General features: G+C 40.6%; 18 protein-coding genes. 7 read left to right on the top strand and 11 right to left on the bottom strand.

What is annotated here, in order from left to right:
* Positions 1–459: 459 nt before the first annotated feature.
* The 6 genes from serS to lrp form a co-directional block, all read right to left on the bottom strand.
* Positions 460–1758 (bottom strand): serine--tRNA ligase, encoded by a 1299-nt coding sequence (serS, locus tag HH219_RS00735; RefSeq protein WP_054204673.1) that lies wholly within the window; start codon positions 1756–1758, stop codon positions 460–462.
* Between the two features lie 9 nt (positions 1759–1767).
* The gene (gene crcB / locus HH219_RS00730; RefSeq protein ID WP_082355595.1) at positions 1768–2154 is read right to left on the bottom strand and encodes a fluoride efflux transporter CrcB; all 387 of its coding nucleotides are present in this window, start codon (positions 2152–2154) and stop codon (positions 1768–1770) included.
* Positions 2141–3484 (bottom strand): replication-associated recombination protein A, encoded by a 1344-nt coding sequence (locus HH219_RS00725; protein ID WP_169326348.1) that lies wholly within the window; start codon positions 3482–3484, stop codon positions 2141–2143. Before HH219_RS00725 ends, crcB begins: the two co-directional genes overlap by 14 nt.
* A gap of 6 nt (positions 3485–3490) precedes the next feature.
* Positions 3491–4147 carry an outer membrane lipoprotein chaperone LolA gene (gene lolA, locus HH219_RS00720; protein ID WP_169326347.1) on the bottom strand — a complete coding sequence of 219 codons (657 nt, stop codon included), beginning with the start codon at positions 4145–4147 and terminating at the stop codon, positions 3491–3493.
* Positions 4148–6634, bottom strand: coding sequence for a DNA translocase FtsK 4TM domain-containing protein (locus tag HH219_RS00715; RefSeq protein WP_169326346.1), 2487 nt, complete (start codon positions 6632–6634; stop codon positions 4148–4150).
* A gap of 187 nt (positions 6635–6821) precedes the next feature.
* Complete coding sequence (gene lrp / locus HH219_RS00710; protein WP_054204677.1) at positions 6822–7301, bottom strand: leucine-responsive transcriptional regulator Lrp; 480 nt, start codon at positions 7299–7301, stop codon at positions 6822–6824.
* A 140-nt stretch (positions 7302–7441) separates the two neighbouring features.
* Here lrp and ald point away from each other — a divergent pair, with 140 nt between their 5' ends.
* Positions 7442–8563, top strand: coding sequence for an alanine dehydrogenase (ald, locus tag HH219_RS00705; RefSeq protein ID WP_169326436.1), 1122 nt, complete (start codon positions 7442–7444; stop codon positions 8561–8563).
* A gap of 74 nt (positions 8564–8637) precedes the next feature.
* On the opposite strand, the gene pssA is transcribed toward ald, so the two are convergent.
* Positions 8638–9963, bottom strand: coding sequence for a CDP-diacylglycerol--serine O-phosphatidyltransferase (gene pssA, locus HH219_RS00700; protein WP_169326345.1), 1326 nt, complete (start codon positions 9961–9963; stop codon positions 8638–8640).
* A gap of 287 nt (positions 9964–10250) precedes the next feature.
* Here pssA and trxB point away from each other — a divergent pair, with 287 nt between their 5' ends.
* The 4 genes from trxB (at position 10251) to infA (ending at position 13054) form a co-directional block, all read left to right on the top strand.
* Positions 10251–11201 carry a thioredoxin-disulfide reductase gene (gene trxB / locus HH219_RS00695; protein ID WP_169326344.1) on the top strand — a complete coding sequence of 317 codons (951 nt, stop codon included), beginning with the start codon at positions 10251–10253 and terminating at the stop codon, positions 11199–11201.
* Between the two features lie 130 nt (positions 11202–11331).
* Positions 11332–12048, top strand: a complete 717-nt coding sequence (gene aat, locus HH219_RS00690) for a leucyl/phenylalanyl-tRNA--protein transferase (RefSeq protein WP_054204681.1) — start codon at positions 11332–11334, stop codon at positions 12046–12048.
* A complete protein-coding gene (locus tag HH219_RS00685; RefSeq protein ID WP_169326343.1) occupies positions 12041–12745 on the top strand; it encodes an arginyltransferase in 705 nt (234 codons plus the stop codon). The genes aat and HH219_RS00685 overlap by 8 nt, the downstream gene beginning before the upstream one ends.
* A gap of 90 nt (positions 12746–12835) precedes the next feature.
* Positions 12836–13054 carry a translation initiation factor IF-1 gene (gene infA / locus HH219_RS00680; RefSeq protein ID WP_002962494.1) on the top strand — a complete coding sequence of 73 codons (219 nt, stop codon included), beginning with the start codon at positions 12836–12838 and terminating at the stop codon, positions 13052–13054.
* A 182-nt stretch (positions 13055–13236) separates the two neighbouring features.
* On the opposite strand, the gene clpA is transcribed toward infA, so the two are convergent.
* Together clpA and clpS are read right to left on the bottom strand one after the other, a co-directional pair.
* Entirely contained in the window at positions 13237–15501 is a 2265-nt protein-coding gene (gene clpA, locus HH219_RS00675; RefSeq protein WP_054204683.1) for an ATP-dependent Clp protease ATP-binding subunit ClpA, read from the bottom strand.
* A 68-nt stretch (positions 15502–15569) separates the two neighbouring features.
* Complete coding sequence (gene clpS / locus HH219_RS00670) at positions 15570–15878, bottom strand: ATP-dependent Clp protease adapter ClpS (protein ID WP_170173927.1); 309 nt, start codon at positions 15876–15878, stop codon at positions 15570–15572.
* Positions 15879–16086: 208 nt separating this feature from the next.
* Between clpS and cspD the strand changes: the two genes are divergently transcribed.
* Positions 16087–16302, top strand: a complete 216-nt coding sequence (cspD, locus tag HH219_RS00665) for a cold shock domain-containing protein CspD (protein WP_054204685.1) — start codon at positions 16087–16089, stop codon at positions 16300–16302.
* Between the two features lie 478 nt (positions 16303–16780).
* On the top strand, positions 16781–19003 hold the full coding sequence (locus HH219_RS00660) for an NADP-dependent isocitrate dehydrogenase (protein WP_054204686.1): 2223 nt from the start codon (positions 16781–16783) through the stop codon (positions 19001–19003).
* Between the two features lie 154 nt (positions 19004–19157).
* Here the strand turns inward: HH219_RS00660 and HH219_RS00655 are convergent, their stop codons facing one another.
* Together HH219_RS00655 and HH219_RS00650 are read right to left on the bottom strand one after the other, a co-directional pair.
* Positions 19158–20399, bottom strand: coding sequence for an amidohydrolase family protein (locus HH219_RS00655; RefSeq protein WP_169326342.1), 1242 nt, complete (start codon positions 20397–20399; stop codon positions 19158–19160).
* Between the two features lie 12 nt (positions 20400–20411).
* Positions 20412–21794 (bottom strand): amidohydrolase, encoded by a 1383-nt coding sequence (locus HH219_RS00650; RefSeq protein ID WP_169326435.1) that lies wholly within the window; start codon positions 21792–21794, stop codon positions 20412–20414.
* Positions 21795–21880 lie beyond the last annotated feature (86 nt).

The following is a 21880-nucleotide window of genomic DNA, read 5'->3' as shown; positions in this document are numbered from 1 at the left end:
ATACAATTTGTCCGATATCTAACGAGCCTAAACAGTAACTCGCTTTATATTAATTAACGTACCAAGAATAACCAAATTCCTGTTTTGGTTCAATCGTTTAGAGATTTTCTGTTTGAATAGTTATTAACATGATTTGGCACTGTTTAGTTAAAAGTATACATTGAACATTTAGAATAGATCCCCAAACCAGTAACCTACTGATGTTTAAGTGAGCAATTATCTATTTGAGTACTGAAAAACACAGAGCCTAACGCAGAATAAAACCATCTAAATTCATTGATATTACAGCTTTGAGGCCTGCTCTTACGTCATAAATTTATCGCTGAGTTAATATTCAAACTCGCTTGCAACTTTTCTCTTTAATTTTTCAGTTTTAATCTCGAACTAAAAACAAAAAAACCGCGGTTCATTACAAACAGCGGCTTTTTTTGAAAAGCTTAAAACTTACAGGTCTAATGCTTATTTAATAACTTCAAGACCATTCATATATGGACGAAGTACTTCTGGCACGACTACTGAACCATCAGCTTGTTGATAGTTTTCTAAAATAGCAACTAGGGTACGTCCTACTGCTAGGCCTGAGCCATTAAGTGTATGCAGTAATTCTGGTTTTTTCTCTCCAGCACGGCGAAAACGTGCTTGCATACGGCGAGCTTGGAAATCAACCATGTTTGAACAAGATGAAATTTCGCGGTATGTATTTTGTGCTGGTAACCATACCTCTAAATCGTACGTTTTTGCTGAGCCAAAGCCCATATCACCCATGCATAAAATCACTTTACGGTACGGCAGCTCAAGTGCTTGTAAAATTTGCTCTGCGTGACCAGTTAGATCTTCAAGGGCTTGCATTGAGTCTTCAGGCTTTACAAGTTGTACTAGCTCAACTTTATCAAACTGATGTTGACGAATAAGTCCACGGGTATCGCGGCCATAGCTGCCCGCTTCACTTCTAAAACACGGTGTGTGTGCTGTTAAACGAATTGGTAAATCTTTCTCGTCGTAGATTTCGTCACGTGCACTGTTTGTAAGTGGTACTTCAGCTGTTGGTATTAAACTAAAGCCTTCTTGTTCTTCGCCGTCATCGTTTACAAGACCTTTAGTGTGGAATAGGTCTTCAGCAAACTTTGGTAGCTGCCCTGTACCAAATAAACTCTCACGGTTTACTAAATATGGCACGTACATTTCTGTGTAACCATTTTTGTCAGTATGCGTGTCCAACATAAATTGTACCAGTGCACGGTGCATACGGGCTGTTGCGCCACGCATAACAGTAAAGCGTGAACCGGTAATTTTAACACCCATTTCAAAATCTAGACCGTTTAGGTCTTGACCTAAGTCAACGTGATCTTTTACTTCAAAATCATACGCTTTAGGCTGGCCCCACGTTAAGATTTCAACGTTATCTGATTCATCAGCCCCTGCTGGTACTGACTCATCTGGCAAGTTAGGAATTGCTAAAGAAATATCTTTAAGCTGCTCTAATATAACATCTTGCTCAGCTTTAACGCTGTCAAGTTGCGCGCCTAAATCGCTTACTGCATCGAGTAATGGTTGTGCGTCTTCGCCTTTTGCTTTTGCTTGGCCAATCGCTTTGGAACGACTGTTACGCTCACTTTGCAACTCTTGTGTTTTTACTTGTAATGTTTTGCGTTTTTCTTCAAGTGCGCTGACAGTTGCTGTATCAAGCTCATAACCACGTGCTGCAAGGCGCGCCGCTGTTTGTTCGATATCTTGACGTAATAATTTAGAATCTAACATGTTAGTTTTTTAACCTTTTTGCATTACTAGCTGAAGGCCCAGCCAAGCCATAAAAATACACACCACCACATTTAAGGTGATATTGAGGGCCATTTTTAAAAAGTGACCTTGTTGCAGTAGCAACAACGAATCCATTGAGAATGTAGAAAAGGTGGTCAATGCACCTAAAAAACCAATTCCGATTAGGGTTTTGGCGGGGCTAACGGTGATAATTTCGCGCTCTATCAAACCGTATAATACGCCCATTAACAATGAACCAAGAATATTAACCGTCAACGTGCCAAAAGGGAATCCCCTACCGAGCAGTTTTAGCATGGTTTCACTAATAAAAAACCGTAAACAAGCACCACTTGCGCCACCAAGCGCGATCATCATGTATAATTTAAGGCTTGTCATAACGTTTTAAATCGCTTTGTTGGTCACGTTGTTTTAAGTAATCCAGTTTTTGTTTAATTTTTTGCTCTAATCCACGATCGGTTGGAAAGTAATATTGGGTGTCGGCTATTGGCTCTGGTAAGTACTTCTCACCCGCTGCATAGGCACCTTCTTCATTATGTGCATAACGATACTCTGCGCCATAACCTAAGTCTTTCATTAAATTTGTGGGGGCATTACGTAAATGCTCTGGAACAGGGTAACTAGGCTCATTTTGCGCATCCCGCTTTGCTTGCTTAAAAGCGTCGTACACTGCGTTGCTTTTTGGCGCACTGGCTAAATAAATGGTTGCTTGTGCGATAGCACGCTCACCCTCACTGGGGCCCACCCTTTGAAATATATCCCATGCATTGAGCGCAACTTCCATAGCTCTTGGGTCAGCATTGCCTATGTCTTCGGTAGCAATAGCCAGTAAACGCCTTGCAACATACAGCGGATCACCGCCTCCAGCCAAAATGCGGCAATACCAATACAGTGCGCCATCTGGCGAGCTGCCACGCACTGACTTATGAAACGCCGAGATCAAATCGTAAAATTCATCACCGCCTTTGTCATATTTTGCCAAATGCGTTGGTAATACTTGGCTTAATACATGTTCATCAACTAAGTATTGGCCATTTTGTTCGACTGTTAAATCGATTGCTTGTTCTAGTAAATTAAGTACTTTACGGGCATCGCCGTCACTTGCTTGGCATAATGCGCCCTTAGCATTATCAGCAAGAATAATGGTTTTAGTGCTTAACTCGTCGTCGTTTTTTAATGCCCGCTCAATTACTAAATTCAAATCTGCGTCTTGCAGAGATTTAAGTACATACACACGCGTTCGCGATAAAATTGCGTTATTTAGTGCAAACGATGGGTTTTCGGTGGTTGCACCTACAAAAATAAATGTGCCGTCTTCTATATGCGGTAAAAAGGCATCTTGTTGAGATTTATTAAAGCGGTGCACTTCGTCTACAAACAATAAAGTGCGTTGCCCGCGCCCTTCAAGGTTATTTTTAGCTTCGCTCACAGCATCACGAATATCTTTAATACCCGCAGTCACCGCCGACATTTGGATCAGTGCGGCATCAGCATGATTGGCAATAATTTGTGCCAGTGTGGTTTTACCCACCCCAGGCGGCCCCCATAAAATTAAGCTGTGACAACGCCCCGCCAATATTGCTTGGTATAAAGGTTTATCGTGGCTTAATAAGTGTTGCTGACCAATATATTGTTCTAAACTAGTCGGGCGCATACGCGCCGCGAGTGGGCGCACATCAGGAGCAAAATTAAAACCTAAATTACTCACCTGTGACTACTCGCCTTGGCTTTGGTCGTCAATTTCAACGCCATCTGGAATTGTGAACTCAAATAATGATGTTGTTAGGCTCTCATTTACTTTGGCATCGCTAAACGTAAATATTGATGATTGTCCTGAGCTATCTTTGACTAATAACGACGCTAAGCCACTCTCGTTCCCTGAAAATACAATATCAAGTTGCTCAACTTGGCTTTCAACGCCTTTGTTGGGCGTAACGCTAAACCCTTTATCAGTGCTTGCTACATGGTATTTTTGCCATTGCGCAGGATCTTTAGAAGTCAGCAAAACAAACGGCGTTGAATCAATCAAGCTATGTGTTTTCATTATCGTGACTTGCTCAGCAAAGCTGTCAAAGTAATAGGTTTTATCACCGTTTGAAACGAACAAGGTGTCATCCGGGCTTGCTTGCTGCCAGCGGATCATCATTGGCTGTTGTAAGGCAATATTACCTTTACCTTGCATAATTGACTCGCCTTGCGCATCGTTTACTTGCTGAATAAATTGCGCTTGAAAACTCTTTAAACCAGCAAGTTTTGCCTGTAATGCTTGGCTGTCACTTGTAAACGTCTCGCCTGCTAGGCTTTGGGCTGTAAAGAATGACGCTGATAAAAAACAGCTTACAGCTAATGCTAAAGATTTAATTTTTTTCATTTAATTTGCTCCACCGTTGGGCACTAATACATCACGGGCACCGTTATGACCTGGTGCACTCACAATACCCGAAGTTTCCATTTGCTCTACTAAACGTGCTGCGCGATTATATCCTACGCGTAGTTTGCGTTGTACACTTGAAACAGACACTTTACCTGTTTCAACAACAAATGAGACTGCTTCATCATAAAGCGGATCTGATTCTTCATCTGCATTTTCACTGGCTTCACCTGGAAGTAAAATATCTTCTGTGGCATCACCATTTAAAATTTCATCTATATAGTTTGGTTTAGCACGCGCTTTCCAATCATTTACCACGGCATGAACTTCGTGATCATCAACAAATGCACCATGCACACGTATCGGTACACTTGTCCCTGGTGGTAAATAAAGCATGTCACCCATACCAAGTAAGTTTTCAGCGCCTTGTTGATCTAAAATGGTGCGCGAGTCTATTTTACTTGAAACCTGAAACGCCATACGAGTTGGTATATTGGCTTTAATCAAACCTGTTATAACATCTACCGATGGCCGCTGCGTTGCAAGTATCAAATGTATACCTGCAGCACGGGCCTTTTGTGCAATACGCGCGATCAGCTCTTCAACTTTTTTACCTACAATCATCATCATGTCGGCAAATTCATCAATAACCACGACTATACTCGGTAATTTACCTAACTCGTCAGGTCCCTCTTTCATGCCATCGGTGTCTTTAAATAATGGATCTAAAATTGGATGACCTGCTTCTTTGGCATCCATTACTTTTTGGTTATACCCTTTTAAGTTACGAACACCTAACGCTGACATTAACTTATAGCGACGTTCCATTTCACCTACACACCAACGCAGTGCATTGGCAGCTTCTTTCATATCAGTGACTACTTCACATAGTAAGTGTGGGATACCTTCGTACACAGAAAGTTCCAACATTTTTGGATCGATCATAATCATACGCACATCATCAGGGCCAGATTTATACAGTAAGCTTAATATCATGACATTAACGCCCACTGACTTACCAGAACCTGTTGTACCTGCCACTAATAAATGTGGCATTTTTCCTAGGTCTGCACAGATCGGCTCACCGGCAATATCTTTACCTAGCACCATGGTAAGGGGTGACGGGTTTTGCTCAAATTTTGGCGCGTCGATCACTTCTGATAGACGAACTATTTCACGGTGTTTGTTTGGTAATTCAATCCCTACATATGTTTTACCGGGGATCACTTCAACTACTCGGACACTCACAGCAGAAAGCGAACGGGCTAAATCTTTTGCAAGACCTGTAATTTTTGATACTTTAATGCCCGGTGCTAAATCCAGCTCAAAACGCGTTACAACAGGCCCAGGGTACACTGCGACAACCGTCGCTTGTACGTTAAAATCAAGTAACTTGGTTTCAACTAAACGCGATACAGCTTCAAGCTCCTCCGGTGATATCGGGTTTTTAGCTTTATCTGGGCGGTCTAATAAATCAAGCGTTGGTAGCGGTGTGCTTGGTGGTTTTTCTTCTAATAACTGCTCAAATTTTTCTTTTGCTGTCGGTGGCGGCTGATACGTACTTTTTGGCTTAGGCATTGGCCTTGCTGGAGACACCACCGTGGTAACTGGTTTTTCAGGTTCAGCAACGTAGCTTTGATCCAGTGCATTTAATGCAGCAGCCGTGTCCATCGGCTCATCGTCAATGGCACTAAAGTTGATTTCTTGATCTAAAATATCGTCTAAATCATCAAACGGGCTATGCTGTGTAGTGGTCTCAATTTGATCAGCTGTAAAACGCTTTGCTTTTGTCGCACTCGTTGGCGCAGGCTCTGTAAACGTGATTTTATCTTGGTCGTTAAGATCGCCTTCAATTGAAGGTTCATTAATCGGTTTTTCTTCAATCGCTACGCGTTCACGGTGTAACCAGCCTTTAAGCTGCGAAGTAATCACACGGTATATACGGACAACCCAATCACCTAAGAAATCAACAAACTGCACCCACGATACACCAGTTAATAATGTTAACCCTGCAAAAAAGAAGCACAGTAGTAAGATAGACGTGCCAGTGAAATTAAATGCGGGCATCATCGCAGTTGCAATCACATCGCCTATTACACCGCCTGACGAAAAGTTATAAATATCATCAAAATTGATACTACTAATTGCGGTCGCTGAGGTTATAAATAGCGCAAAACCAATTACACGCAAAGCAAGTGTTGTATAGTCTAGCTGAAAAATTTTATGCGGTTGCTTAAATAGTAAATAGCCAAATACTTGAATGGCCGCAGGCACAAAGTAGGCTAGCCAGCCAAAGGTGAGTAATAAAATATCTGCAATCCATGCACCAGCTGCGCCAGTGACATTTCTGACTTCGCTAAAGCTGGTTTGTGACCACGCAGGATCGGCAGGATCAAAGCTTATCAGCGCACACAAAATAAATACTGCGGCAAAGGTGCTGATTATTAACCCTGTTTCTAATAGTCTTTGTACACCGTTTAGGCGCATAATTCCCTAATCCTTATTATCTTTGCATTTTTACTTAGCAGTGAAATACCTTAGCAGGAAATGCTTTTCGTTGCACTTTATCTTAACTATGATGGACTGATAATGAACGTGTTTTTATAAATTATGAATACCTTGGGCAAACCCGTTATTTGCCATTTATTATATCATCTATAAACCCGTACAAAACTTAGGCTATATATGGGCGAATAATCACCCCTTGCTCGCCTTTTACTTCTTCCATCACCACATAAGTGCGACTTTCACTAACGTTAGGAAGCTTTAGCAAAATATCACCTAAAACACCACGGTACTCAGACATATCGTTAACACGAGTTTTGAGTAAAAAGTCAAAATTACCAGATACCAAATGACATTCGATTATTTCGTCATGTTTTTTTACCGCAGCACTAAACTCATCAAATACATCTGGCGATGTCTTTGTGATCGTCACTTCAACGTATACAGATAAGCCTTGACCTAGCTTAGCTGGGTCAACTACCGCTTTATAACCTACAATATAACCTTCGCGTTCGAGCTTTTTTACTCTTTCCAGACAAGGGGTAGCACTTAAACCAACACGCTTAGCTAATTCCACGTTGGAGATACGGCCATCGTGCTGTAATTCCATTAAAATCTTACGATCTATTCGATCTAATAATTGATGCATATTACCAACTAGTTTTTTATTCTGTTTATTATTAATATTTAGATTATATCACTAGCCTCACACTAAAAAAAGGTGAGACACACTGGCTTGTCATGAATATAATAGTGGAAAATTTCATTCCGTTCAAACAAGGCAATATTATGATTATCGGTGTACCTAAAGAAATAAAAAACCATGAATACCGTGTAGGTATGGTCCCTGCTAGTGTTCGTGAGTTAGTAAACCACGGCCACCAAGTTTTTGTTGAAACTAATGCTGGTATGGGCATTGGCTTCACTAACGAAGATTACACGCTAGCTGGTGCAGAAATTCTAGCAACAGCAGCTGAAGTTTTCGCAACAGCAGAGATGATTATAAAAGTAAAAGAGCCACAAGCTGTTGAACGTGCGATGCTACGTGAAGACCAAATTCTTTTCACTTATCTGCACCTTGCACCTGATCTTCCACAAACAGAAGACCTAGTAAAGAGTAAAGCAATTTGTATTGCATACGAAACGGTTACTGATTCACGTGGTGGCCTACCTCTTCTTGCGCCTATGAGCGAAGTTGCTGGTCGTATGTCAATTCAAGCAGGCGCACAAGCCCTTGAAAAATCAAACCACGGTCGCGGCATGCTACTTGGTGGTGTACCGGGCGTTGAGCCAGCTAAAGTTGTTGTTATTGGCGGCGGTATGGTTGGTCGTAGCGCAGCGCAAATGGCAGTAGGCCTAGGTGCTGAAGTTGTCGTACTTGATCGTAACATCGATGTACTTCGTGCTCTTGATGCACAGTTTGGTAATAAAGTTAAAGCTATTTACTCAACGGCTGATGCACTTGAAAAACACGTACTTGAGGCTGATCTTGTTATTGGTGGTGTACTTATCCCAGGTGCTGCTGCGCCTAAACTAGTTACTGCTGAGCACATTAAAGCGATGAAGCCTGGTTCTGCTATTGTAGACGTTGCAATCGACCAAGGTGGTTGTATCGCAACATCTAAAGCAACTACGCATGCTGATCCTACATTCATCGTTGATGACGTTGTTCACTACTGTGTTGCTAATATGCCTGGTGCTGTTCCGCGCACATCTACATTTGCACTTAACAATGCAACATTGCCTTTCATCATTAACCTTGCAAATAAAGGTTACAAAAAGGCATTATTAGATGACGCTAACTTCCTTAAAGGTCTTAACGTGATCAAAGGTCAAGTAACTTACAAAGAAGTAGCTGAAGCATTCAACATGGAATACGCTGATCCACGTACAGCTGTTGAAAACGCATAATTAACGTACGTTAATTAGTAAAAAAGCAGCGAATTCGCTGCTTTTTTTATGTCTAAATTTTGCTTTAATTCGCTTTATATAAATCGCTTGATAATAAAATCAACCTTTACACGCTTTGCTTGGCCAAGTATTTTTTTAACTGCTGGCGGGTAGTCGTCCATAGTCTCTAAATCTTCAGCACCTGATAAACGGCGGCAGTGTTTTAATATTTCAGCTCTTTCATTATCAATTGCTGGCATTAAACTTTGCTCTGGATCATCTAATAAAATACCGTTTTCAATGTCTAAACCCCATGCACGCGGGTTTAAATTGTGACCACTGAGTAAATGGTACTTTTGATCAGAGCAAATGCCTTTTAAATGAAACGAGTTGCTTTCGTGTTGCCACAAGTAAACATTTAAATTTCCATTCGTTATATGGCGTTGTTGCGACTTTAAAAATTTATGCAAAATCGTTTCATACAAATACGGTAAAGCACCTATTTTACTAAATGGCTCACTTGGGGGCGTATAAAAATCATTGGCGGTTTTGTCACCCACCACAATTGTTATTTGCTTACCTTGTTTAAGTAAACGCCTTAACGAGCGCATTAACGGCGCTGGAAAGTTAAAATAAGGCGTGTAAAGAACAAGCTCTTTTTCAGTGGTATCAAATAACGACTTTATCGCGCGATTTAATTCGTTATTTCGTCGGCCTAACCCTAAAAATAAGCGTACACCTAATGGTTGTTCGTTGTTTTCAGGTCCATGTGCATATGTTGCTTGTTTAAGTGCCCGCATTAATTGCTTTTGCACTACTTTAATGTCGTTAAATTTAGTTAATGGACGCACATCAATACGCGGTACAGCCTCTGAACTTAATAATTCTTGCTCTATAAAATCGACCACAGCATTACATAACGCAAATTGATTAATCAAAAAGTAACGATCAAGACGATAACGTTCTTCAAATTGTAAATAAACGTTATTGAGACTTGCGCCGCTATATAACAACGTATCATCAATCACAAAACCCTTTAAATGCAGTACACCAAATAGCTCTTTAGCTTTGACTGGTACGCCATAAATTTGTACATTTGATTGATATTTTTCTTGGTATTCACAATATAAACTTGCGTTACCATCCGATTTAGCCGCGCCAATCAAACCACGTTGAGCACGATGAAAATCTACCAGCACTTTTATTTCTAATGCTGGGTTTGCTAATGAAGCGTGGTGCAATGCTTCTAAAATTTCTCGCCCAGCTTCATCATCCTGTAAATAAAGCGCGGTAATATAGATCCGTGTTTTCGCGTTTGCGATCAGATCCAGAAGATTCGAACGATATTCTTGTGCATTGGTTAAGACGTTAACGTCTTTTGAAGTCAACCCAAACGCGGGTTTTTCCTGCCAAAATAACATAGATGCCTATTCACTTAGGTCACGCCAAAACAGCGCGACAAATCAAAATTAGTTAAAACATATCAAAAAAATACAGCGTGGTCATGAATTAACGATGCTTGTTAGGGTAATAATGGATTAATAGTGTACATATCGTACAGAACAGCTACTTTTCACAATCTTAGTACACAATATTTGACAGCTTTGCGATTTATAAAAAAAAATAATCATCGCTTTTATTTACTTCCCCCTTGTTTCTCTTAAAATCGAGCGCATTAATACGCTATTAAACGTTTAGGATAAAAAACATGAGTGAAGCAAAACATTGTAAGTTACTAATTTTAGGATCTGGCCCTGCAGGTTACACCGCAGCCGTTTACGCAGCGCGCGCAAATTTAAACCCTGTATTAATCACAGGCATGCAACAAGGTGGTCAACTTACAACGACAACTGAAGTAGAAAACTGGCCAGGTGATGCTCATGGTTTAACAGGTCCGGCATTAATGGATCGCATGAAAGAACACGCTGAACGTTTTGAAACTGAAATTATATTTGACCATATTAATAAAGTCGATGTATCTAAGCGCCCGTTTACACTTACTGGTGACCAAGGTACGTACACATGTGACGCGCTAATCATTGCTACAGGCGCATCAGCGAAATACTTAGGCCTAGAATCTGAAACTAACTTCCAAGGCCGTGGCGTCTCTGCCTGCGCAACATGTGATGGCTTTTTCTATAAAGGTCAAAAAGTTGCGGTTGTAGGCGGTGGTAATACGGCTGTTGAAGAAGCGCTTTACTTGTCAAACATCGCAGACGAAGTTCATGTTATTCATCGCCGTGATAGCTTTCGCAGTGAAAAAATATTAGCTGATCGTCTTGCTGAAAAAGCAGCTAACGGCAACGTGGTATTACATTACAATCGCACACTTGATGAAGTATTAGGCGATCAAATGGGCGTAACTGGCATTCGTATTAAAGATGCGCAATCTGACGCAACTGAAGAACTCGATTTAGCAGGCGTATTTATCGCCATTGGCCATAAACCTAATACTGATATGTTTGTAGACCAGTTAAAAATGAAGGACGGCTACTTAGTTGTTGAATCAGGTCTTAACGGTAATGCAACGCAAACAAGCGTACCTGGTGTATTTGCTGCAGGTGATGTCTCTGATCACATTTACCGTCAAGCAATTACCTCAGCGGGTACTGGCTGTATGGCTGCATTAGATGCTGAGCGCTTCTTAGATAATCTATAAATATTTGTTTGTATTCTTAAATGCAAGTATTAAGGGCTGATATTTCAGCCCTTTTTTATATTCCCCCTTTGTAATTTTAATCTTGCAGGTTACACTTTTTAATTCGTCTTATTTTTTATTTACTGATGTTATGACTAAACAGCTTTATCAACTCTCCAATAGCCACTTTGAGTTTCCTAACCCAACACATGCACTTGATGATCCCGATGGCTTACTGGCTGTGGGTGGTTGTTTATCTATAGAGCGATTGAAAAATGCATACATACACGGCATTTTCCCATGGTTTAGCGAGTATGAACCTATAATGTGGTGGTCACCAAGTATGCGCGGCATTATTGAGCTGAATGAGTTTCATGTTAGCCGCAGTTTACGGAAACACCTGAAAAAACACCCAGTAAAAGTAACCATTAATACCGCTTTTAATGATGTTATTGAAGCATGTCAACAACAGCGCCAAGATGTTGAAGGAACATGGATCACAAGTGAAATGATCAATGCTTACCAGCAAGCACACCTAGCTGGTGTTGCCCACAGCCTTGAAATATGGATAGATGATGAACTTGTTGGTGGCTTATACGGAATGATGCAAAACGGCGTGTTTTGTGGGGAATCTATGTTTCATCATCAAACTAACTGTTCTAAATTAGCGATGTGGGCTTTAGTGAATTGGCTTAAGCGCCACAACGCACATTTCATTGATTGCCAACTAGAAAACCCTTACTTGCTATCATTGGGGCAAAAAGTCCTACCGCGAAGCGAATTTTTAACTAAACTTAAACAAGCCAGCAGTTTTAAAATACCACCAACGATGTGGCAAGCGCAGGAGCTTATAGCTATTTATGACTGACCATTTACCGGCTCGTTTAGGTTTGAGCCAACAATTTGATTGTAGCTACCTTACTGATAGGCAAGAGCAATTATTAGTGATCCTCGAACCTAGCTGCTACAGCAGTGAAAAATTTGAAGCATTATTAGCACTTGGCTTTCGTCGAAGTGGTGACCAAATTTACCGTCCACACTGCCCTGTTTGCAGTGCGTGTAAGTCAGTAAGAGTATTAGCTCAACAGTTTTCACCGACAAAATCACAAAAACGTAAACTTAATAAGGCAAAAAATCAATTTACAGTGACGTATTCACGACAAGAACGCCTTGAATATTACCCACTTTACAGCAAATATATCACGCAGCGTCATCAAGAGGGTTCAATGTACCCTCCTGAACAATCACAATATCAAAGTTTCTTATTTTGCCAATGGTTACCTATTACGTTTATTGAATTATGGCACCAAGAAAAACTTATCGCTGTGGCCGTAACTGATTGTATGAACAACGCCATTTCAGCTATTTATACTTTTTTTGACCCCGATTTTGAGCATTTTAGTTTAGGCACATTAATGATTTTAGAGCAGATAAAGTTTGCTCAACTACACAATAAAGATTTTGTCTACTTAGGTTACCAAATTGATGAATGCGCTAAAATGCGTTACAAAACTCAATTTTTACCTGCACAAAATAGAGTTGCAGATGAGTGGCTGACTATTTAATTTGCAAAAATAGCTACTGTGGCTTTACTTATTGGAGTATTTTCGGCAGAATCTGCATCGTTTAACTATTAAAGAGGTGTTACGCTAAACATGGCGAAAGAAGACGTAATCGAAATGCAAGGGACGGTCCTTGATACTTTACCAAATACAATGTTCCGAGTTGAGCTTGAAAATGGTCACGTAGTTGTGGCTCATATTTCAGGTAAAATGCGTAAAAACTATATTCGTATTTTAACCGGCGATAAAGTTACTGTAGAAATGACCCCATACGATTTATCGAAAGGTCGCATCGTATTCCGTGCTCGCTAAGTTAGTGCGTTAACGAAATATCAAGTTTTTAGCTAAGTTGTCTAAGTAACTTAGTTACTTACTACATTAGCTTGAAGCGTTTATTAAATGTAATTGAATGCAAGTTGCTGACCATTACATTTAATAAACAAAAAGCCCAGCATTTGCTGGGCTTTTTGTTATCTGCGTTATTACAAACACTTTTATGCAGGGGTTAAATTCGTTTCATAATCAAAACGAAGTTTTTTATCTTTAAGCGATACTTTCACTGTTCCACCATCAATAAGTGCACCAAATAAAATTTCATTGGCTAGTGGCTTTTTAAGCTGCTCTTGGATCACCCGTCCCATTGGGCGTGCACCCATTGCTTTGTCATAACCTTTATCAGCAAGCCATTCACGCGCTTTAGAAGTAAGCTCAAGGTTAACTGATTTTTTATCCAGTTGTGCTTGAAGCTCAACAATAAATTTATCAACAACCAGTAAGGTCACATCACGGTCTAAATGATTAAACCAAATAATGTTATCTAAACGGTTTCTAAACTCCGGTGAAAATACTTTATTAATTTCGCTCATCGCGTCATGTGAATGATCTTGATCAGTAAAACCAATTGATTTACGCACTGTTTCTTGTACGCCCGCATTAGTGGTCATAACAACAACAACGTTTCTAAAGTCAGCCTTACGACCATTGTTGTCAGTTAAAGTGCCATGATCCATTACTTGCAACAGAATGTTGTAAATATCAGAATGCGCTTTTTCAATTTCATCAAGCAATACAACTGAGTGTGGATTTTTGATAACAGCTTCGGTTAGTAAGCCACCTTGTTCAAAACCAACATACCCTGGCGGTGCTCCGATCAAACGACTCACGGCATGGCGCTCAACATACTCTGACATATCAAATCGAATAAACTCAACACCCATGCACTTTGCAAGTTGCTTAGTCACTTCTGTTTTACCAACACCCGTCGGGCCTGCAAACAAGAATGAGCCTACCGGTTTATCTTCGCTTGATAAGCCAGAACGAGATAACCGAATTGCCGACGTTAATGCATCAATTGATTGATCTTGTCCAAACACTAACATCTTCAGGTTACGGTCAAGATTTTTTAACGTCTCTTTGTCACTTGATGACACACTTTGTTGTGGAATACGCGCCATTTTGGCAACAATTAGTTCTATATCAGCAACACCAATGGTCTTCTTACGTTTAGAGATTGGCTGTAAACGCTGACTCGCGCCCGCTTCATCAATAACATCAATCGCTTTATCTGGTAAATGACGCTCATTAATATATTTAGCACTAAGCTCAGCTGCTGCCTTTAACGCTTTTTGCGTATAGCGAATACCATGGTGCTCTTCATAACGCTCTTTTAGACCGTTTAGAATTTTAGTCGTGTCTGCCACGCTTGGTTCAAGTACATCAATTTTTTGGAAACGACGCACTAAAGCACGATCTTTTTCAAAGATATTTTTATACTCGTTATATGTAGTCGACCCCATACAACGTAACTTGCCACTCGAAAGCAGCGGTTTAAGTAGGTTAGATGCGTCCATAACGCCACCAGAGGCTGCGCCGGCACCAATGATGGTATGAATCTCATCTATAAATAAAATCGCGCCAGGCTTTGCTTGAAGCTCTTTTAGTAATGCTTTGAAGCGTTTTTCAAAATCGCCTCGATATTTAGTCCCTGCAAGTAAAGCGCCCATATCTAATGAATATACAACGGCATCTGCAATGACCTCCGGCACTTGTTCATTAACAATCCGATAAGCTAAGCCTTCAGCAATGGCTGTTTTACCAACGCCTGCTTCACCTACGAGTAGCGGATTGTTCTTTTTACGACGACATAACACTTGAACCGTACGTTCAACCTCACTATCGCGCCCTACAAGCGGATCAATATTCCCTTCACGGGCTTGCACATTTAAATTAGTCGTAAAATTATCTAATTTACTTGGTTCTTCACCTTGTGCACCTTGCACTTCTTCATGAATATCGTCTGACTCTTCACCACCTATTTCATCATCTGATTTAGCTATACCATGTGAAATAAAGTTAACAATATCTAACCGTGAAATATCGCTTTTCTTCAGTAAATAAACCGCTTGGCTTTCTTGCTCAGAAAAAATAGCAACTAATACATTTACGCCTGTTACTTCATTTTTTCCTGATGATTGCACATGAAACACAGCTCGTTGTAAAACACGCTGAAAGCCAAGTGTTGGCTGAGTCTCACGCTCATCTTCCAGATCTGGAATAACGGGTGTTGTTTCATCAATAAATTCTGATAACTCTGTTTTTAGTGCAGCCATATCCACTGCGCATGCGATTAATGCCTCGCCTGCAGAGGGATTATCGATCAGCGCAAGCAATAAATGCTCCACTGTCATGAATTCATGGCGGCGTGTACGCGCTTCACGAAACGCCGCGTTTAAAGTTAGTTCTAAGTCTTTGTTTAGCATTGGCAACCCCTTACTGAGATAAATAAATATACCGTTGTGATGGGTATTCTGATCACCCTACCTTGGTATTATTCCTGCTCACAACTACATAGCAGTGGATGCTCGTTATCACGTGCGTAACGATTAACTTGGTCAACTTTGGAATACGCTACATCGGCTGTATAAACACCGCAAATAGCGCGACCATTCTGATGAACCTGAAGCATCACATCTGTTGCTCTATCGCTATCCATATTAAAAAACGTCGTAAGTACTTCTATTACAAAGTCCATTGGCGTGTAATCATCATTATTTAAAATGACTTTATACTTTCGCGGTGGTTGCAATTTTTGCTTTTCACTATCGCGAACAGTATCTAAAACATCCGAATCTTTCATGCCACTCATAATTAAATATAGTCTTGTCTTTGGAACTCAAGCAAACTTGAATTAAAAATAAATTAAATGTTAAAAAATAGTTTAAAACACTTGACTGATCGGCGAAATAAACTACAGTCAATTGTAGATTGATTAAACCTTAGTCAGTCTATCAAACTATACGGTTTAGAATAACTAAATTAGTCAACTTATAGAAGGATGTAGAAGTATGGCTTGTGGTAAAGTCAAATGGTTCAACAACGCCAAAGGTTTTGGTTTCATCGTGGAAGACGGCTGCGAGAATGACATATTCGCCCATTACTCAACGATTGTAATGGACGGTTATAAAACGCTTAAAGCTGGTCAAGATGTAACATTCGAATTGCAGCAAGGCCCAAAAGGCATGCATGCAACTAATATCGCTCCTAACGAAGAGTTAGTGTAGCTGTATAAATATTCGACTAAAGCGAGCGTTCTGTAAAGATCCTCGCTTAATCCTCCCTACAATTTTCTTCATCAAACATGTTTTAATGTAAAAATAACCCGATATAGTAGAAATTAAACGTTCTTAATGAACAAAAACTGCCCTTCCTCTTGAAATTCTTTTTTAATAACCCCATGTCCTATTTGTTATTAGCCCTTTTGTGCCAAGCTTGTTACACTCTTTGTGCTTAAAAACGGCCTTACATAGCTCTTTAAGTGGCAATACCTATGCTAATGGATCATTTAATTGGCTACAAAATTACAGTAAATTTAATACAGTTCGTCAGGTGTGGTTATTTATCACGTCCATTGCATAGTGCAAAGGACTTACAGTATTAACACCTAACAGACTGACTATTGCTCAATCGTGCTTGCATGATAGCGATGGTATTCTTTGCATTGTTGAATATGGCTTTTATGCCTACTATCTAGGAATGATGATGACATCAAAAATTATCTACACTAAAACAGACGAAGCTCCGGCGCTAGCAACTTACTCGCTGCTGCCGATCATCCAAGCTTATACTAATGCCGCTGGCGTTGAAGTTGAAACACGTGACATCTCTTTAGCTGGTCGTGTTATTGCTAACTTCCCTGAGTATTTAACGCAAGAACAACGCATTGGCGATGCACTTGCTGAATTAGGTGAGCTTGCTAAAACACCTGAAGCTAACATCATCAAACTGCCTAATATCAGTGCTTCTGTTCCACAATTACGTTCTGTTATCAAAGAACTACAAGAAAAAGGTTATGCACTTCCAGATTACCCTGCTGAGCCTAAAACAGACGAAGAAAAAGCAATTCAAGCTACATACGACAAAATCAAAGGTAGCGCAGTAAACCCTGTATTACGTGAAGGTAACTCTGACCGTCGTGCGCCTGGTTCTGTAAAAGAATATGCACGTAATAATCCTCATTCAATGGGCGCATGGAGCAAAGATTCAGCTTCTTATGTAGCTAGTATGAGTGAAGGCGACTTTTTTGGTTCTGAGCAATCAGTAACTGTTGATGCTGCAACAGATGTACGTATTGAACATGTTGCTGCAAATGGTGATGTATCTGTACTTAAGGCAAGCACACCGCTACTAGCTGGCGAAGTAATTGACGCATCTTCAATTAGTGTTGCTAAATTACAAGCATTCTTAGCTGCAGAAATTGAAGTAGCGAAAGAAAAAGGCATCTTGTTTTCATTACATATGAAAGCAACCATGATGAAAGTGTCTGATCCAATCATCTTTGGCCACGCAGTAAAAGTATTCTATAAAGATGTTTTTGCAAAGCACGGTGCTTTATTTGCTGAGCTAGGTGTTGATGTAAACAATGGCCTGGGTGATGTTTACGCTAAAATTCAAACCTTAGATGATGCAAAACGCACTGAAATCGAAGCTGATATTGACGCTGTTTATGCAACTCGCCCTGCAATTGCAATGGTTGATTCTGATCGTGGCATCACTAACCTTCACGTACCAAGTGATGTGATCATCGATGCATCTATGCCTGCAGCTATCCGTTCAAGCGGCCAAATGTGGAATAACGAAGGTAAATTACAAGATACTAGCTTTGTAATTCCTGATCGTTGTTATTCAAGTGTATATCAAGCAACGATTGATTTTTGTAAAGAGCATGGCGCATTTGATCCTACCACTATGGGTAGCGTACCAAACGTAGGCCTAATGGCCCAAAAAGCGGAAGAGTATGGTTCACACGACAAAACGTTTGAAGCACCTGCAAACGGTGTCATTCGTGTTGTAGATACAAATGGCACAACTTTACTTGAGCACAGTGTTGAGCAAGGCGATATCTGGCGCATGTGTCAGGTTAAAGATGCACCAATCCAAGATTGGGTTAAGTTAGCGGTTAACCGCGCACGTGCTACGGGTAACCCTGCAATTTTCTGGCTTGATGAAAACCGTGCACACGATGCGCAAATCATCAAAAAAGTAAATGCATATTTACCAAACCATGATACTTCTGGCCTTGATATCCAAATTTTAGCGCCACTTGAAGCTACGTTATTCTCTCTTGCACGTATTAAAGACGGCCTAGACACTATTTCAGTAACGGGTAACGTGCTACGCGATTACCTTACTGATTTATTCCCAATTCTAGAGCTTGGTACAAGCGCTAAAATGCTGTCAATCGTGCCTCTTATGAATGGCGGCGGTTTATTTGAAACTGGCGCGGGTGGTTCTGCACCTAAGCACGTACAACAGTTCGAAAAAGAAAACCACTTACGTTGGGATTCTTTAGGTGAATTTTTAGCACTTGCCGCATCACTTGAGCACCTAAGCACTACAACGGGTAACAACAAAGCACAAGTACTTGCTGATACGCTTGATAAAGCAACAGGAACTTTCCTTGCTGAAAATAAATCGCCTTCGCGTAAAGTGAAAGAAATTGATAACCGTGGCTCTCATTTCTTCTTATCTTTATTCTGGGCGCAAGAGCTTGCTAAGCAAGACGACGACAGTGAACTTAAAGCACAGTTTACTCAAATCGCCAGCGATTTAGAAAGCAATAAAGAGCAAATCATTAATGAACTTAATGACGCACAAGGTCCGGCAGTAAACATCGGTGGTTATTTCCAACCAAATGATGCTGCAGCATTCGAAGCAATGCGCCCGAGCACTACATTTAACGATATATTAGCTAAATTAATATAAGTATCGGTTAAAATTAAAAAGGCGTTCACTGTAAAGTGAGCGCCTTTTTTGTGCTTATTACAAATATAAGTTTGCATTACAAGCAACCAATAAGCTTCCGGTTAAAATAAAAAGGCCGCAAATGCGACCTTTCTATATAAAACGAACAAACAGATTATTTTGTATAAGCGCGCGGCATCTCAGACTCTGCCATGTAGCGATCACGTAACTTATCTTGGCGAGACTCGGTTGTTACCTCTTCGCCATTGATAAACATTTTTGTAACGTGGCTGCTTAGTTCAAATGGGTCGTTATTCCACATTACTAAATCAGCGGCTTTACCAACTGCAACACGGCCAGCATTGATACCAAACACATCAGCAACATTCGCTGTGATGGCATGTAATGCGCCTTGTTGGCTCATCCCGTAAGAAACTGCGTTGCCTGCATCAAAACGAAGCTGATAAACATTGTGGCTGCCATCACCTGCGATAGCAAAAATAACTTTAACACCCGCTTTTTCAAGCTCGCCTGCGTTATTTAGATTCGCATGGAGTGAATCAAAGCTGCCAGGTAAGTTATCCATTGCACTGATAATAACAGGTACGTTTGCTTCAGCTAATTGTGCTTTAACTACCACAGCATCTTGTGCGCCAGAGATCACCAAGTTAAGTTTAAATTGCTGTTTTACTTTGAGCAGCTCAAGAATGTCAGACGCACGTGATGCACTTACAAGTAATGGCATTTCACCTGCTAACACTTTAGTAAGCACTTTATCTTCTGTACTTGGTTTAGCGTCGTCTTTTTTATCTTTTTTGCTGGTTTTTTGCTGATGTGCTTCAAACTTATCGATTAAGTTTTTAAGCGACATTGCACGAGAGCCTTTACGCTGCTCACCTAGATTAACCACAAGTGCTGCATGTGTTTGCTTAACGCTATCAAATTCACCACTTAAATCAACTACGCTTGCTAAACCTGCAAAGATGCTATCGCCACCATGCGGTGTGATCACATCACGTGTTATACCGCCTTTACGTGCGTAAGGGATCAAGCTACTGCGTGGATTAAAAGCCAAGCTTGGGTCAAAGTCGATCCCTGCTTTATCATCACCAGCATCACGCGAGCCTGCCACAGCGCCCACTTCAACTAAACCTAGCTGGTTCATGCTACCGATAAAGCCGGCCGTTACAATTTGGCCTTTCGCATCAATGATGGTATCTGCTTCAACTTTTGTTGGATTGATGGCAATAATTTTGCCCTCATCCATTATAATACTCGCGCCTTGTAAAATACCTTGATCTGTTGAGGTATGCACCGTTGCGTTGATGATAGCCACTGACTCGGCGTTAACGCCAGTACTTGCTAATAAACCAGCAGCAACTAGCGAGAGCGCAAATGAATGTGTTATTTTTGTCATTCTAGTTACTCCTTATTTTTGACCTAACATAAAATCGCTTTGTGCTTGGTAAGCATCGTCATGGCGATCATACACTTTTGCACCATCTACAAATACTTGCTCAGCTTTTGCATATACACTAAAAGGATTCTGATTCCAAATTACCACATCACCTTGCTTACCCGCTTCTAGTGAGCCTGTTTTATCAGCTATACCTAATGATTTAGCGGCATTTAAAGTGATCCACTTAATCGCATGCTCTTCAGATATATTAAAACCATTGTCATTAGCGCGGAACATCACCTTGCCAGCTTCTTGGTTTAAACGCTGAATTGTCGTGTCTGAATCTGAGTGAACTACTGCGCATGAATTTTTCACTGCATCAACGATAGCAACGTTTTCTTGAACCATGTCGTAAGCTTCCATTTTAAAGCCCCACCAATCAGGCCAAAGTGCTGCACACGAACCATTATCAGCTAACATATCTGCAATTTTATATGCTTCAATACCATGGTGGAATGTGCCTGCGTGGTAACCAAACTCTTTAGAAAGATCAATCATCATTGCCATTTCTTCGGCTTTGTAACAATGATTATGGATCATTACTTCGCCTTCTAGCACGCCACGTAACGTATCAAATTTAATATCACGATGCGGTACTTCAGGGTTTTTACCCGCAGCGTAATCACTGTCATATTTATCCCACTCACGCTTATATTCAGCAGCGTCAATCCAGGCTGTACGGTAGCCTGCCATATTTCCCATACGTGTTGATGGTAAAATGCCTTTGCGACCATATACGCGTTTAGGGTTTTCACCACACGCCATTTTTAAACCATAAGGTGCATCTGGGAACTTCATGCTTTGCATAGTATGCGCTGGCACATTTTTTAAAGTAACGCCACGCCCGCCAAATAAGTTGGCAGAACCAGGCAGGATTTGTAATGACGTAATACCACCTTCACGCGCACGATTAAAGCCTGGATCTTGTGGCCAAACAGAATGTTCGACCCAGACCTCAGCTGTATTTGGGCTGGTCATTTCATTACCATCTTGGTGTGATTCAACCGATGGATTTGGGTACGCACCTAAATGCGAATGTACATCAATAAGACCTGGTGTAACCCATTTGCCTTGTGCATCAATTGTATTATCAACTTGTACTGTTAAATCTTTACCAACTTGTTGTACTTTCCCATCAATAAGTAGTACATCAGCTTCTTCTAAACGCTCACCCGTACCAGTTAATACGGTCGCATTAGTAATTAAGGTGCTTGTTGATTTAAGTGCTTGATATGTACTTGGATAAGGATTTTTATTAATTGTAACTTTTTCATCTTGTGGTCCGCTGTCTTGGCAACCGGCTAACGCCACACCAAGAGCAACAACCAACAATGAAGGAGCAAATTTTTGCATCATGTTTGTCTCTGTTGTTTTTTTATTACTTTATATAAATACACGCAATAAAGCCAAAAAATAAGCTAGAGCCTCATTTATATAAG

The sequence above is a fragment of the Pseudoalteromonas sp. NEC-BIFX-2020_015 genome (assembly GCF_012952265.1).
GTDB classification, from domain to species: Bacteria; Pseudomonadota; Gammaproteobacteria; order Enterobacterales; family Alteromonadaceae; genus Pseudoalteromonas; species Pseudoalteromonas neustonica.
The sequence above is the reverse complement of the archived record's forward strand: the minus strand, read 5'-3'. Positions and strand labels throughout refer to the sequence as shown.